This window comes from Longimicrobium sp. (genome assembly GCF_036387355.1).
GTDB lineage: Bacteria > Gemmatimonadota > Gemmatimonadetes > Longimicrobiales > Longimicrobiaceae > Longimicrobium.
In genome coordinates, this window is sequence record NZ_DASVTX010000214.1 from 12,360 (window position 1) to 27,689 (window position 15,330).

Below are 15,330 nucleotides of genomic sequence, written 5' to 3' on the forward strand. Positions count from 1 at the left end.
CAGTCGCGCATGAACGCGGCACCGGGGAAAGCGCGGCGCACGCTCCTTCAGAATGACGCCCCAGTTCCGAGGTGGGCGGCAGGCCCAGCGGGGGGCAGCAGGACGGGGGGGAGGAGCGGCGTCAACGGGCACGAACGTCCTCGGAGCCGTATGACGCCATGCCGCCGCGGATGGAACCGCGCCTGCCGATCCTGCTGAACGGGACGGAGAAGCCCCCGGCGCCGCAGGGCGCCGGGGGCTCCGTTCCGTTCCCGCGAAACGCGGGACGAGGATCAGGGCGTATACGTGGAGTTCTGCGCCTTGGGCGTGCCGCGGCCGCCGGGGCCGTACACCGCCGTCACCAGCGCGTCGGCCCAGTTGCTGCCGTCCATGTTGGTGTTGTCCAGCGCCGGATTCTTGAGCTCGCGGCTGACGCCGTTCTGCGCCGAGATGGCGGCCGAGGCGTACTGCGTACGGTCGACGGTGAGCGTATCGGTGCCGTACACGCGGGCGATCTTGAGCGCGTCCAGCGAGTTGGCGAACGCCAGCGCCGAGCCGTAGGCGTAGTCGATCGGCACGCCACCGTTGTTGGTGGTGTTGGTGGTGTTCCCGAACGTCACGTACCCGCCGGATGGAACCTCCAGCGAGGACGAGATCAGGTGATACGGCCGGCGTCCCGACGCGGCCGAGTCGGCGATCACCAGATTCAGCATGTTCACCTTCAGCGTGCCCGCGTTGTACACTTCGAACCACTCGCCGCTGGCGTCGGTGATGGTGCCCCCCGGATTGGCGAGCAGTTCGTTGATCACCAGCAGATACTGGACGTCGGTTTCGATGTACATGGTGAACGCGACTTCCGTGGCGGTGCCGGGCACGTTCAACTGCCACGTCTTGGCCGCGGAAACCTGGTCCTTGACCAGAATCTGGTGATAGGCAAAATAGGGCTGGTCGGCGCCGGTGAACGTCGCGTTCCCGTCGGCGTTGGCCACGGTAACCGTTCCCGTGCCTTTGGATACGGCGGGTCCGGTGTTGAAGAACACCTGGATGCCGTCGGGATCGGCCACGGTGCCGTCCGGCGTGCCGACGGCCTCGTTCAGCAGGTTCTGCACGGTCACGTCGAACTGAAAGATCTCCGTTCCCGTGTCGTAGCTCACGTTGCTGGACGTCAGCTTGAGGAAGGTGTTCTGCCCGCCGACGAGGACGCGGCTTCCCGCGCCGGCCGGAGCGGCGGGGCTGCAGGTGACGGCCGCGGAGCGGATGTTGGCGCGGCAGTCGAACTCCTGCAGGGCGGTCGCGGGCACGTCCGCGGCGGCCTGCTTCTGCACGGCGGTGGGCTGCCCGTCCCCGCAAGCGGCCGCAAAACCGATGGCGGCAGCAAGCAGTCCCCGCGCGGCGCGCGTAGGCACATGGATCATTTTCACGGGAGCATCTTTCCGACAGAGAGGGCCCGGAGGCGGGCAAGGGTGGGCAACGTTTGGAACATAGCGGAAAGACGCAGGGGGCGCCATGGCTGCTACCAGCCGGCGGAACAGCCGCTGGACCCGGTGGAGGACCACACGCTGCCAACAGCAAGCCCCCGGCGCCGCAGGGCGCCGGGGGCTCCGTTCCGTTTTCGCGAAGTGCGGGACGAGGGTCAGGGCGTGTACGTGGAGTTCTGCGCCTTGGGCGTGCCGCGCGTGCCGGTTCCGTACAACGCCGACGCCAGCGCAGTCGCCCAGTTGCTGCCGTCCATGTTGCGGTTGTCCAGCGCAGGGTTCTTCAGCTCGCGGGAGATCCCGTTCTGCCACGAGACGGACTGCGCGTACTGCGTACGGTTCACGGTCAACGTGTCGCTGTTGTCGACGCCCCACACGCGAGAGATCTTGACCGCGTCCACCGAGTTGGCGAGCTGGAGGGAGTTGCCGTAGGCGTAATCGAGGGACACACCGCCGTTCTCTGCGGTGTTGCTGTTCCTGCCCAGCACCACGTACGCGCCGGACGGAACCTCCAGCGAGGAAGCGATGCGGTGGTACGGCTGGCGTCCCGCCCCGGACGAGTCGGCGATCACCAGGTTCTGCTGCAGCCGCAATGGGCAGGGTTCTGCCGCGGGCGGTCAGCCCCCGAAGGGATCCTCCGCGGGCGGCAGCGCCAGCCGCACCCAGCGCGACCAGTCGGCGGGACCGCCGCGCCGGTCGCGGTGGCTTCCCGCGCTCACCTCGGCCTCACCGGTATCCGCCGGAAAGAGGAACAGGGCGCCCAGCAGGATCTCGCGCTCCGGAATCCCCATCCACCCACACGCCTCGGTGTCGCGCAGCGCGCCGCCCGACGACCAGTAGTTGCGGATGCCGCGCGCCGTGGCCGCGAGGAGCAGGTTCTGCACGGCCGCGCCCGCCGCGGCGATGTGCTCCATGTTTTCCACCGTCGCCTCGAACGGGCCGGCCGCATCGCCCCTGGTCGGATTCGGCAGCCACGTGGCTTGCACCAGCGCCGACGCCGCGCCCAGCAGCCGCGGAATCTTGTTGCGGTCGCCGCGCGCGACCAGCGCCTCGCGCAGCGCCCGGCAGCCGGCCGCGTCCAGCAGGTGAAAGCGCCAGGGCACGATGGACGTCATTTCCCCCGCCTGCGTGTGCACGCGCGCGACCGGCTTGTGAAAGGGAGCCCATCCCGCCACCGCCACCAGTTCCTCCACCACGCTCCTCAAATCGTCAACCGGGAGCGGCTCGCCGGCCAGCACCTTGTCCGTCCGCCGCGCCCGGATCACCTCGTCCATCTGGCTCACGCCGCACCGCCTTTCCGCTGCATGGTCAATCGCGCACCGTTCGCGGCGCGCTCCCTTGCTGGTCCAGTACGGCGGCCAGCTGCCGCACGGCCGCCCGCAGCACGGGCGGCGCGAACGCGGCGTAGCCCAGCAGAAGGCCCCCGGGGCCGGCGGGGTGCACGGCAAAGGCCGACAGCGCCGGCGCCTCCACGCCCGCCGCCAGCAGCCGGGCGGAAAGGGCGCGGTCGTCCCCGCCCGGCGCCAGGTGCCCCACCAGGTGCATCCCCGCGTCCCCCGCTCCCAGCCGCAGTCGCTCCCCCAGGCACCGCGCGGCCTCGTCCAGCACGGCGTCGCGGCGTTCCGCATACAGCATGCGCATCCGCCGCACGTGCCGCGCGTAATGCCCCCCGTCGATGAAGTCGGCCAGCACGGCCTGCGGCAGCGTGGCGGAGTGCCAGTCCAGCGCGCCGCGGGCGGCGGCAAACGCATCGGCCAGCGCGGGCGGCACGATCAGGTACCCCAGCCGCAGGGAGGGAAAGAGCGTCTTGCTGAAGGTGCCCAGGTAAATGACGCGGCCGCCGCCGTCCAGCCCGTGCAGGCAGGCCAGCGGCCGGCTGGCGTACCGGTACGTGCTGTCGTAGTCGTCTTCCACCACCCAGGCGCCGGCGTCCGCCGCCCACTGCAGCAGCGCCAGCCGGCGGGACGCGCTGAGCACCGCCCCGGTGGGGTACTGGTGCGAGGGCGTCACGTACGCCAGCCGGGCGCCGGGGGCGCGCGCCACGCCCTGCGCCACGTCGATCCCGTCCCCGTCCACCGCCACCGGCACCACCCGCGCCCCCGCCGCCGCGAACACCGCGCGGGCGCGGGGATAGCCGGGATCTTCCATCCACACCGCATCGCCGGGGTCCAGCAGCAGGCGGGCGAGCAGCGCCAGCCCCTGCTGCGCGCCGCTGGTGACGATCACCTGCCGGGCGGTGCAGGTGGTGCCGCGCGCGGCGGCCACGTGCGCCGCGATGGCGGCGCGCAGCGGCCCGAAGCCGGCGGCCGCGTCGTAGTCGCCCAGCGCGGCCGCGCCGCGGCGCGTGCGGGCACCCGCCAGCCGCGCCCAGAGCGGCCAGGGAAAGGCGTCCAGCGCGGGCACCCCGGTGCGGAACGCGCGCGGCGCGGACCCGTCCCTGCCCGGCGCGTACTCCGCGCCCGCGGCGCTCAGCCGCGCCAGTTCCGCGCCCCGGCGCGAAAGCCCCGGCGAGCGCACCTCGCCGGGGGCCCGGGCGCTCCCCGGCGCGGATGGGGTGGCGAGCGCGCGGTCCGGCAGCGCCGCCGCCACAAAGGTGCCGGACCGCTCCCGCGCCGCCACGTACCCCTCTGCCCGGAGCTGCGCCAGCGCGGAGCGGACCGTGTTGCGCGACACGCCCAGCTCCGCCGCCAGCACCCGCAGGGCGGGGACGCGCGTCCCCGGCGCCAGCCGGCCGGCGATGATGGCCTCGCGCAGCGCTCCATAGATGCGGACATGCAGCGGCGCGGAGCCGTCCGCGCTCATCGCCACCAGCGCCGGCGGCGCGCTGGACGCCCGGCGCGGGCTCATGGCCGCGCCTCCCGATCTGGTACCATCCAATCGCTCAATCTGGTGCTGTGCAGGGGTTCAGCCGCCGGATATCCTAGCACGCAGGCCACGCCCGGGCGAGCCGGGCGGACCCGATCCCCAAACACGGAAATGCCGATGACCGAGCGGCACACGACGAAAATCGCCCTGGCGGCGGCGGAAACGGACGAGCAGATCCAGGCCACCTGGGCCGTCATGCGGCAGCTGCGGCCGCACCTGCCCGCGGGCGGCGCGTACCTGGCCCGCGTACGCGAGATGATGGCGAGCGAAGGATTTCGCCTGGCGGCCGCCCTGGAAGACGGCGAGGTGCGCGCCGTGGCCGGATACCGGATGCTGGATACGCTGTTCTACGGCCGCGTTCTGTGGGTGGACGACCTGGTGGCGGACGAGGCGGCCCGCTCGCGGGGGCTCGGGAGCAGGCTGCTGGCCTGGCTGTGCGACCGGGCGCGCCGGGAGGGATGCACGGAACTGCAGCTCATCTCCGGCGTGCACCGCGAACGGGCGCACCGCTTCTACTTTCGCGAGGGACTGGGGATGAACTGCTTTCACTTTCGCAAGCGCCTCGTCTGACCGCGGGCGCGCGAGATCCCGTCCGCGGGGGCCGACGGCGCCCGGCGTCCGGCGGGCCCAGTGCACATTCCAATCTGGAGGAGGACGATGACGACGATGGATGCGCGGGTGGCGCGCCGGGGCGACGAAACGCTGGACCCCGCCACTCCCGCCGAGTGGAACGCGCTGCGCGACCTGGGCCACCGGATGGTGGAGGACATGCTGCAGCACCTGCGCGGCCTGCGCGAGCAGCCGGTGTGGACGCCCCTGCCCCCGCGGGTGGCGGCGGCGCTGCGGGAGCCCGTGCCCCGGCGCGGGCAGGGAGCGGAGTACGCGTACGAGCGCTTTCTGTCCGGCGTGCTCCCGTACTCCAACGGCAACCGCCACCCCCGCTTCTGGGGATGGGTGATGAGCAACGGCACCCCGCTGGCCATGCTGGCCGACATGCTGGCGGCGGGAATGAACGCGCACCTGAGCGGGTTCAGCCAGGCGCCGGTGCTGGTGGAAGAACAGGTGCTGGCGTGGTTCGCGGAGCTGCTGGGGATGCCCGGCGCCAGCGGCGTAATGGTGACCGGCGGGTCCATGGCCAACGTGCTGGGGCTGGCGGTGGCGCGGGTGGCCGCCGCCCGCGCGGCCGGGCTGGACGTGCGCGAGGCCGGCCACCAGTCCTGGCCCGGGGAGCGCGCCCCCGCGCCCATGGTGTTCTACGGGTCCGCCGAAACGCACGGGTGGGCGCGCAAGGCGGCGGAACTGCTGGGCCTGGGCGACCGTGCGTACCGCCGCGTGCCCTGCGGCGGCGACTACCGCATCCACCTGCCGGCGCTGGCGCAGATGATCGCGCGCGACCGGGCGCAGGGGCTGGTTCCGGCCGCCGTCGTGGGCACCGCGGGCACGGTGAACACCGGCGCCAGCGACGATCTGCGCGCGCTGGCGGATCTCTGCCGCGCCGAGGGGATCTGGCTGCACGTGGACGGCGCGTTCGGCGCGCTCGCCTACCTTTCCGATGAACTCCGGCCGCAGGTCGCCGGGCTGGAGCTGGCCGATTCCATCGCGTTCGACCTTCACAAGTGGGGGTACATGCCGTTCGAGTGCGCCTGCGTGCTCATTCGCGAGCCGGAGCACCACCGCGCCGCGTTCGCCGCCTCGGCCAGCTACCTGGCCCCGTTCGACCGCGGCGTCATGGCGGGCGGCCTGCCCTTCGCGGAGCGCGGGATGGACCTCACCCGCGGGTTCAGGGCGCTCAAGGTGTGGATGTCCATTCAGGCGGAGGGCATTGACCGTTTCGTACGGCTGATGGAGCAGAACGTGGCCCACGTGCGGCACCTGGTGGCGCGCGTGGATGCGGAGCCGCACCTGGAGCTCCTCGCCCCCGCGCCGCTGAACGTGGCCTGCTTTCGCTTCGTGGCGCCGGGGCTGGGCGGGGAGGCGCTGAACGAGATCAACCGCGAGATCCTGCTGCGCGTGCAGGAAAGCGGCGCCGCGGTGCCGTCCAGCACGGTTCTGGGCGGCCGGTTTGCCCTTCGCGTGGCGAACGTCAACCACCGCACCCGGGTGGACGACATGGACCTGCTGCTGGACGAGGTTCTCCGGCACGGCCACGCCGTCGCGGCCGCCGCGGCGCGGGGCTGAACGGCGCCCATCTCACAGACGATCGAGGTGCAGCGGCCCGCCGGACTTCCCGCGGGCCGCTCTCGTTCCGCGCCGGTCGCGATGTCCCCATCGCCCGCCCCGATCGCTTTCGTGACCTCCGTCCCGCTCCGCGGCCCGCTGGAGAAGACGAAGCTCGCCGCGGAGGGCGGCCTCCATCTGCCATCCTGGTCCACCCGCCGCACCTTCTTCATTTCCCGTCATCCGAACGCCTATCAGGATGCGCCAAAATGGCGGTCCGGACCCCGAAACCTGCCGGAAACACATGAAAACAGGTGGCATGCCCGTTGCCTTTTCCGGGGCGAGCGCTGGCAGGCGCACCGCGGCTCTCGGCCCCGGAAGCGCCTCTGTTTTCTCATCACGTTAAGGAGAGCCCATGGCGAAGGTCATCGGCATCGATCTTGGAACCACGAACTCCGTGGTCGCCGTCATGGAAGGCGGCGATCCCGTTGTGATCCCCAACGCGGAAGGCGGCCGCACCACGCCCTCCGTGGTGGCGTTTACCAAGGACGGCGAGCGTCTGGTGGGGCAGGTTGCCCGCCGGCAGGCCATCACCAACCCGACGAACACGCTCTTCTCCATCAAGCGCTTCATGGGCCGCAAGGAGGCCGAAGTGCAGCAGGAGGAGAAGCTGGTGCCGTACAAGGTCACCGCGGGCCCCAACGGCCTGGCGCAGGTGGACGTGCCCAACGTGGGCAAGACGTTCACCCCGCCCGAGATCTCGGCGATGATCCTGCAGAAGATGAAGCAGACCGCCGAGGACTACCTGGGCAGCACCGTGACGCAGGCCGTCATCACCGTGCCCGCGTACTTCAACGACGCCCAGCGCCAGGCCACCAAGGATGCCGGCAAGGTGGCGGGGCTGGAGGTGCTGCGCATCATCAACGAGCCCACGGCCGCCGCGCTGGCGTACGGGCTCGACAAGAAGAAGGACGAAAAGGTGGCCGTCTACGACCTGGGCGGCGGAACCTACGACATTTCGGTGCTGGAACTGGGCGAGGGCGTCTTTGAGGTCAAGGCCACCAACGGCGACACCCACCTGGGCGGCGACGACTTTGACCAGAAGATCATCGACTGGCTGGTGGAGGAGTTCCGCCGCGACCAGGGGATCGACCTGAGCAAGGACCCCATGGCGCTGCAGCGCCTCAAGGAGGCGGCGGAAAAGGCCAAGATGGAGCTGTCGACCACCATGTCGACGGACATCAACCTGCCCTTCATCACCGCCACGCAGGAGGGCCCCAAGCACCTGAACGTGACGCTGAGCCGCGCCAAGTTCGAGCAGCTGGTGGAGGACCTGGTCAAGCGCACCATCCCGCCCATGGAGCAGGCGCTCAAGGACGCGGGGCTCAAGCCGTCGGAGATCGACGAGGTGATCCTGGTGGGCGGCAGCACGCGCATCCCCAAGATCCAGGAGATCGTCAAGAACTTCTTTGGCAAGGACCCGCACCGCGGCGTGAACCCCGACGAGGTGGTGGCGGTAGGCGCGGCCATTCAGGGCGGCGTGCTGGCCGGCGAGGTCAAGGACGTGCTGCTGCTGGACGTGACCCCGCTGTCGCTGGGCATCGAGACGCTGGGCGGCGTGTTCACCAAGCTGATCGAGCGCAACACCACCATTCCGACCAAGAAGTCGGAAACGTTCAGCACGGCCGAGGACAGCCAGACCACGGTGGAGATCCACGTGCTGCAGGGTGAGCGCGAAATGGCCGTGTACAACAAGACCATCGGCAAATTCCAGCTCACGGGCATTCCGCCGGCACCCCGCGGCATGCCGCAGGTGGAAGTGACGTTCGACATCGACGCGAACGGCATTCTGCACGTGTCGGCCAAGGACCGCGCCACGGGCAAGGAGCAGAAGATCCGCATCGAGGCTTCGTCCGGCCTGTCGGAGACGGAGATCGACAAGATGGTGAAGGACGCGGACGCGCACGCCGCCGAAGACAAGGCGCGCCGCGAGCAGGTGGAGGCCCGCAACCGGCTGGACTCGATGGTCTACGACGTCGAGAAGAACAGCAAGGAGTGGGAAGACAAGCTGGACGCCGGCACCCGCGACACGCTGAACGCCGCGCTGGAGCGCGGGCGCAAGGCGCTCAAGCAGGACGACATCGGCGAGGTGCGCTCGGCCACGGACGAGCTGCAGCAGGCCTTTACGGCGGCGGGCGCGTCCATGTACCAGGCGCAGCAGGCCCAGGGCGGCGCGGCCGACGCGGGCTTCAGCGGCGGCGCCACGGCCGGCGCCGGGTTTGAGAACGACGCTACCGCCAGCGCCCGTCCGCAGGACGACGTGGTGGAGGCGGACTACGAGATCGTGGAAGACGAAAAGAAGTAATCCGTCCCGCGATGGAAGATGCACGGCCCCGCCGTCCCGATCCGGGATGGCGGGGCCGCTGTCTTGCGGGAGGGGGAGTGCGTGAGTGCGGAGTGCGGAACTGAAGTACGAAAGTACGAAAGTACGAGAGTACGAAAGTGGTCGCGGCGGCGCAGTGCGGCCGGACGCGAAAGTGCCGTGCCGGGCGGGCCCCGCAGGACGCGCCGTCAGACGCGACGCCCGCGATGCGTTCGTTCCACGGCACCGAACACGCGGCTCCGGGTACCCACGTTCGCACTCAGTACTCACGCACTCACGCACTTTCGTACTTCCGTACTCTCGTCCCCTCGCACTGCCGTCCCCCAGAGGAAGCATGCTCGATCCCGTACGCGCCAAGCTCAAGATGGTGGGCACCACGGCCGGCGCATTTGCCGGCGGCATTCTGGTGGCCACCGGGCTGGACTGGACGGCCGGCTCGCACGCCGCCGTGCTGCAGACCACGCCGCGCCCGGGCAGCGCCGAGGTGCGCCCCGTCGCCGAGATGAGCGAGGCGTTCATCCGCATCGCCGAATCCGTCACCCCGGCCGTGGTGGCCATTGAGACGGAAAGCAGCGGCGGCGGAGAGGACGCGGAGAACCCGCGCGGGCGCCAGCGCGGCTTTCCCTTCCCCTTCCCCATGCCCGAGGGGCAGCAGGACCGGCCCGAGGAATCCAGCGGCTCCGGATTCCTGATCGCGCCCGAGGGCTACATCATGACCAACAATCACGTGGTCGCCGAGGCGGACGTCATCAACGTGGTGCTGAGCGACAACCGCCACCTGCGCGCGCGCCTGGTGGGCCGCGACCCGCTCACGGACATTGCGGTCATCAAGGTGGAGGGCGGCACCTTTCCCTCCGTGCGCCTGGGCCGCAGCGAGGGCGTGCGCATCGGCGAGTGGGTGCTGGCCATCGGCAACCCGCTGGACCTGGGCACCACCGTCACCTCCGGCATCGTGAGCGCCAAGGGACGCACGCTCAATAACCTCATCGGGCAGAGCGCGGGCGCCAACGGGCGCTGGGCCATCGAAGACTTCATCCAGACCGACGCGCCCATCAACCCCGGCAACAGCGGCGGCCCGCTGGTGAACCTGCGCGGCGAAGTGGTGGGGGTGAACTCCGCCATCGCCTCGCCCACGGGCTTCTACAGCGGATACGGGTTCGCCGTCCCCATCGACCTGGCGCGCAAGGTGGGCGACGACCTGATCCGCTACGGCCGCGTGCGCCGCCCCGCCGTGGGCATCCAGGTGAGCAACGTGACGCCGGAAGACGCCGAGGTCTTCAAGCTGCAGCGCATCGTGGGCGTGGTGGTGCAGGACTTTCCCCCCGACAGCCCCGCGCGCGACGCGGGCGTGCGGCAGGGCGACGTGATCGTGGCCGTCAACGGGCAGACGGTGGAGCGCGTGGGCCAGTTCCAGCGCCTGATCGCCACGCGGCAGCCCGGCGAAACGGTGACGCTGGACCTGATCCGCTACGGCAGCCGCCAGCAGGTGCGCGCACGCCTCACCGAGGCCCCGTCGCAGCCCGCCGAGCCCCGCCCGGCGCGCCAGGCCGCCGCGCCCACGGCGTCCAAGCTGGGGATCGCCGTTTCCGCGGTCACGCCGGAGCTGGTGCGCCGCTACGAGTTGGAGGGGAGCCAGCCGAGCGTCGTCATCACCCAGGTGGAGCGCTTTGGGGTGGGCGACCGCGCCAACCTGGGCGAGGGGCTGCGCATTCTGGCGGTGGACGGGCAGACGGTGCCCGACGTGGAAGCCTTCCGCCGCGCGGTGGAGCGCAAGCGCGCCGGCGAAGTCATCTCCCTGCGCGTCCTTCTCCCCGCGGGCGAGGGCAGCATCTACAACGTCCGCCTGCCGGAGTAACGGCGGGATCGGTCGATGGCAGTCGTGGGCGGCCCGGGCATTTGTGTCCGGGCCGCTCTTGGTTCGGGATGAACCGCGGCGGCGGTTCACGCCAAGGATGCGGAGCGGCGCAAGGACGGGGCAGAACTGAGGGGATGAACGGAAGCGGATGGGTCCGGGGAGGATGGCGGAAAACGATGCGGGGACGGGATTGACTTCGGGAACATGCGCTCCGAAGTTTGCGGAGATCCCGCCTCCCCCGCCCCTCCTCCGCAGACCATCCATGACCCCCTTTTTCCGCGTCCTCCGCGCGCGTCCGATCGTGCTCGCCCTCTTCTGCGCCGCGTGCGGGTCAGCGGACGGCGGCGGTGCGGTCGTCCAGACCCTCGCCAACGGCGCGGTGCACGTCCGCAACCCGGCGAAGGGCGCCTGGACGGAGAAGACAGCCTGGCATGCTGTGGAGGAACTGCGCATCGGCTCGGAGGACGGCGGCGGCCCCGACATGTTCGCCGAACCCATCGGGCTGGAGGTGGATGCCGCCGGGCGCATGTACGTGCTGGACCGGCAGTCCAAGGAAATCCGGGTCTTTGGGCCGGACGGCAAGCATCTGCGCACCGTGGGGCGCGAGGGGGGCGGTCCGGGCGAGTTCAAGAACCCGGTGGGCCTCGCCTTTGACCGGAGCGGAGCGTTGTGGGTGGTGGACCCGCAGAACGCCCGGTACACCGTGCTGGACAGCACCGGCCGTCAGACCGCGACGCACCCGCGCAGAAGCATGCTCACGGTGGTGCCCTGGCGCGGGCGGGTGGACGCTGAGGGCGGGCTGTGGGACGTGACGATGAACCCGGAAACCCGGGGCACGCAGCTGATGCGCCTGCGGGACGGCGCGGACGATGGCAGGCGCTATCCGCTGCCCAGCATTCGCGACGAGCAGTTCGAATTGAGGAAGGACGGGCAGATCCGGATGGCCGTGGATGTTCCGTTCTCCCCGGGGCTCAGGTGGTCGCTGGACCGGGAGGGACGCCTCTGGTCGGGCACCGGCGCGGAGTACCGGATCGCGCGGCACGCCCCCGGCGGCGATACGCTCCTGCTGGTGGAAAAGGAGTTCGAACCGGTGCCCGTATCCGTCGCCGAGCGTGACTCCATCCCGCTGCAGTACAAGTGGTTCACCGATCAGGGCGGTAAGATGGACCTGTCCCGCGTCCCCGCCAGCAAGCCTGCGTTTTCCGGCTTCGTGACGGACGACCGCGGCTGGCTGTGGGTAATGCCCACCATGCCCGCGAATGCCCGCGCCACCACGCTGGACGTCTTCACCCCCGAAGGGCGGTACCAGGGCGCGGTCACGCTTCCGGTGCAGCTTTCCGCGTATCTGCCGCTCGTGATCCGCGGCCCGCACCTCTACACCGTCGCGCTGAACGACGACGAGGTGCCGCAGGTGGTGCGCTACCGGCTGCAGGGCCGCCCCTGATGGGACCCGCGGGCGCATCCGCGTCCGCCGCCCGCGCCGCGCGCGCGGTTGCCCCCGGGTAGAGCCACACCCCCGGTTCTTTGCGTGAACCGGCCGTTCCCCTTCGCGCGGGAGCTCCCGGACAGGTGTTTCGCGCGGAGATTCAGGGGGCCGCGCCGTGTTGACCCTCCCGGACGCGCGGTCTATATTCTCCCGTTCGTCCCAGGCGAAAGTGGCGGAATGGTAGACGCGCTGGTCTTAGGAACCAGTGGCTTCGGCCGTGGGGGTTCGAATCCCCCCTTTCGCACCTCATGGAATCAACTGTCGTCCTTCAGCAGAATAGATTGAGCCGGATGTCCGATACCACCGTTTCCACCGATCTGCGCATCGACGTGCAGGAGTCCGGCTCCTGCACCCGCAAGCTCACCGTCACGGTGCCCCGCGAGCGTGTGCGCCGCGTGCGCCAGTCCGTGTCGGCGCGCATCGCCGGCAGCGTCCGCATGCCCGGCTTCCGCAAGGGAAAGACGCCCGCGAACCTGCTGGAGCGCCAGTTCGGCCCCGCCATTGAGCAGGAGACCATCGAGCGCGTCATCCAGGAGTCGTACCGCGAGGCGCTGCAGAGCGGCGCGCACGAGCCCATCAACCAGGGCGCGGTAGACAACGTGCGGTACGAGGGCGGCGACAGCGAGATCAGCTTCGACGTGGAGTTCGAGGTTCAGCCCAGCCTGAACCTGGACCGGCTGGACGGGTTCGTGGCCGAGCGCCCCTCCGACGTCATCGGCGACGAGGAGATCGAGTCCGTGCTGGAGCGCCTGCGCCACGACCGCGCCGCGCAGCACCCGCTGGAGGGCCGCCCGGACTACGGCGACGTGGTGATGGTGCAGATCACGCAGCTGGATCCGGCGGAGGGCGAGGAGTCCGAGCCGCGCGCCTACCGCTTCGAGCTGGGCGAGGGCCAGGCCATTCCCGACATCGAGGCCGCCATCATGACGCTGGCCCCGGGCGAGGAAGGCGAGTTCACCGTCACCTTTCCCGAGGACTTCGCCGACGAAGCGCAGCGCGGCAAGCAGGAGCGCCTGCACATTCGCCTGAACGAGGGGGAGCGACGCGAGCTTCCCGCGCTGGACGACGAGTTCGCGCGCGGGCTGGGCGACTTTGACTCCGTGGACGCGCTGCGCGAGCAGGTGCGCACCGGGCTGGCGGAAGACGCCACCCGCCGCGCCGACCAGGCCGTGCGCGACACCCTGCTGGGCCAGATCGTGGACGCCAACCCGTTCGACGTGCCGGCCAGCATGGTGGACCGCTACCTGGACTTCATGACGGGCGACGTGCCGGACCAGAGCGGCAAGCGCCGGGCGCGCGGAACCGAGGAGCAGGAACGGATCTCGCAACTGCGCACCTTCATGCGGCCGCAGGCCGAGGCGGCGCTCAAGCGCATGCTGGTGGTGGAGCACCTTGCCGACCGCGAGGGGCTGCGCGCCACGGCCGACGACGTCGACGCCCGGGTAGAAAAGCTGGCCGAGCAGCACGGCCGCTCCGCCTCGGAGGTGTGGGTGGAGCTGGAGCGCTCGGGCCAGATGCAGCAGATGGAAGCCGAGATCACCGAAGAAAAGGTGTTCGAGCACCTCCGGACGCGCAACACGGTTTCGCAGGGCTAGGCGGGCCCGCGGCCGCGGTCTCTTACAACGACGCAGTTCACGTCATCACGCAGCAAGAAGCCGGGAGAGACAGCAGAATGGCCATTTTTCCGCCGTACGTCATCGAGCGGTCCAGCAGGGGCGAACGAAGCTACGACATCTTCAGCCGCCTGCTGATGGACCGCATCGTCTTCCTCGGCAGCGCGGTCGACGACACGGTGGCCAACATCATCATCGCCCAGCTCCTGTTCCTGGACGCAGACAACCCGGAAAAGGACATCTACCTGTACATCAACTCGCCGGGCGGCGTGGTGACCGCCGGCCTGGCGATCTACGACACCATGCAGTACATCCGCTCGCCGGTGCACACCATCTGCATCGGCATGGCGGCCAGCATGGGGGCGATCCTGCTGGGCGCGGGGGCCAAGGGCAAGCGCAGCGCGCTTCCCAACTCCCGCATCATGATGCACCAGCCCTCGGGGGGCAGCCAGGGCAACGCCGCCGACATCGAGATCGCGGCGCGCGAGATCCTGGGGCTGCGCGACAAGCTCAACCAGATCCTGTCGCACCACACCGGGCAGACCGAGGAGCAGGTGGCCAGCGACCTGGACCGCGACCGCTTCATGTCGCCCCAGGAGGCCAAGGACTACGGCCTCATCGACGAGGTCATCTCGCACGGCGGAACCACGCCGCTGGTGGCGGTGCGCCACGAGCAGTCGGAGACGGGCTCCTGACCTTCAGGAGCCCCACCTCTTCCGTCCCCATCATTCAGCAGGTTCAGCATGCCCAGCGACAAGCACCTCCGCTGCTCGTTCTGCGGAAAATCCAAGGACTCGGTCAAGCGCTTCATCTCCGGGCCCTCGGTGTACATCTGCAATGAGTGCATCTCGCTCTGCAACGAAATTCTTGCTGAGGAAGAGATCAAGGAGGCCACCAGCGCAGCCACCCCGGTTCCCACGCCCTCGGAAATCAAGAGCGTGCTGGACCAGTACGTGGTGGGGCAGGACCGCGCCAAGAAGTCGCTGGCGGTGTCGGTGTACAACCACTACAAGCGGGTGAACAACCACGGGGTGATGGACGAGGTCGAGCTCGACAAGTCCAACATCATGCTCATCGGGAGCACGGGCGTGGGCAAGACGCTGCTGGCGCAGACGCTGGCGCGGGTGCTTCACGTGCCGTTCACCATCGTCGACGCCACCACGCTCACCGAAGCGGGCTACGTGGGCGAGGACGTGGAGAACATCCTGGTCCGCCTGCTGCAGGCCGCCGACTTCAACGTGGCGGAGTGCGAGCGGGGGATCATCTACATCGACGAGATCGACAAGATCGCCCGCAAGAGCGAGAACCCGTCCATTACCCGCGACGTGAGCGGCGAGGGGGTGCAGCAGGCGCTGCTCAAGATCCTGGAGGGCACCACGGCATCGGTGCCGCCGCAGGGCGGGCGCAAGCATCCGCAGCAGGAGTACATCCAGATCAACACGCGCCACATCCTCTTCATCTGCGGCGGCGCGTTCGACGGCCTCGAAAAGATCATCGAGGCGCGCACGGGGAAGCGG

12 protein-coding genes and 1 tRNA gene are annotated in these 15,330 nt (G+C 70.0%); 9 read left to right on the forward strand and 4 right to left on the reverse strand.

All coding sequences use genetic code 11. The features are described from left to right. Nucleotides 1-272: 272 nt before the first annotated feature. The 4 genes from VF665_RS09285 to VF665_RS09300 all read right to left on the reverse strand — a co-directional run bounded on the left by VF665_RS09285 (nt 273) and on the right by VF665_RS09300 (nt 4,301). Entirely contained in the window at nt 273-1,400 is a 1,128-nt protein-coding gene (locus VF665_RS09285) for a hypothetical protein (RefSeq protein WP_331053139.1), read from the reverse strand. Between the two features lie 212 nt (nt 1,401-1,612). Continuing rightward, nucleotides 1,613-2,047, reverse strand: a complete 435-nt coding sequence (locus tag VF665_RS09290) for a hypothetical protein (protein WP_331053140.1) — start codon at nt 2,045-2,047, stop codon at nt 1,613-1,615. Nucleotides 2,048-2,071: 24 nt separating this feature from the next. Continuing rightward, nucleotides 2,072-2,728 (reverse strand): nitroreductase family protein, encoded by a 657-nt coding sequence (locus VF665_RS09295; protein ID WP_331053150.1) that lies wholly within the window; start codon nt 2,726-2,728, stop codon nt 2,072-2,074. A gap of 34 nt (nt 2,729-2,762) precedes the next feature. Then, complete coding sequence (locus VF665_RS09300) at nt 2,763-4,301, reverse strand: PLP-dependent aminotransferase family protein (RefSeq protein ID WP_331053141.1); 1,539 nt, start codon at nt 4,299-4,301, stop codon at nt 2,763-2,765. A gap of 135 nt (nt 4,302-4,436) precedes the next feature. Between VF665_RS09300 and VF665_RS09305 the strand changes: the two genes are divergently transcribed. The 9 genes from VF665_RS09305 to clpX all read left to right on the forward strand — a co-directional run. Then, nucleotides 4,437-4,889 (forward strand): GNAT family N-acetyltransferase, encoded by a 453-nt coding sequence (locus VF665_RS09305; protein ID WP_331053142.1) that lies wholly within the window; start codon nt 4,437-4,439, stop codon nt 4,887-4,889. Nucleotides 4,890-4,976: 87 nt separating this feature from the next. Then, the gene (locus VF665_RS09310) at nt 4,977-6,497 is read left to right on the forward strand and encodes a pyridoxal phosphate-dependent decarboxylase family protein (protein ID WP_331053143.1); all 1,521 of its coding nucleotides are present in this window, start codon (nt 4,977-4,979) and stop codon (nt 6,495-6,497) included. A gap of 394 nt (nt 6,498-6,891) precedes the next feature. Next, nucleotides 6,892-8,841, forward strand: coding sequence for a molecular chaperone DnaK (gene dnaK, locus VF665_RS09315; RefSeq protein WP_331053144.1), 1,950 nt, complete (start codon nt 6,892-6,894; stop codon nt 8,839-8,841). 352 nt (nt 8,842-9,193) lie between these two features. Next, a complete protein-coding gene (locus tag VF665_RS09320) occupies nt 9,194-10,714 on the forward strand; it encodes a trypsin-like peptidase domain-containing protein (RefSeq protein WP_331053145.1) in 1,521 nt (506 codons plus the stop codon). 262 nt (nt 10,715-10,976) lie between these two features. Then, the gene (locus VF665_RS09325) at nt 10,977-12,158 is read left to right on the forward strand and encodes a 6-bladed beta-propeller (RefSeq protein ID WP_331053146.1); all 1,182 of its coding nucleotides are present in this window, start codon (nt 10,977-10,979) and stop codon (nt 12,156-12,158) included. A 205-nt stretch (nt 12,159-12,363) separates the two neighbouring features. Further along, nucleotides 12,364-12,444: transfer RNA gene (locus VF665_RS09330), tRNA-Leu, on the forward strand. Nucleotides 12,445-12,490: 46 nt separating this feature from the next. Beyond that, a complete protein-coding gene (tig, locus tag VF665_RS09335; RefSeq protein WP_331053147.1) occupies nt 12,491-13,795 on the forward strand; it encodes a trigger factor in 1,305 nt (434 codons plus the stop codon). A gap of 77 nt (nt 13,796-13,872) precedes the next feature. Then, entirely contained in the window at nt 13,873-14,508 is a 636-nt protein-coding gene (clpP, locus tag VF665_RS09340; RefSeq protein ID WP_331053148.1) for an ATP-dependent Clp endopeptidase proteolytic subunit ClpP, read from the forward strand. Between the two features lie 48 nt (nt 14,509-14,556). After that, a partial coding sequence (gene clpX / locus VF665_RS09345) for an ATP-dependent Clp protease ATP-binding subunit ClpX (protein ID WP_331053149.1) occupies nt 14,557-15,330 on the forward strand: 774 nt, incomplete at its 3' end.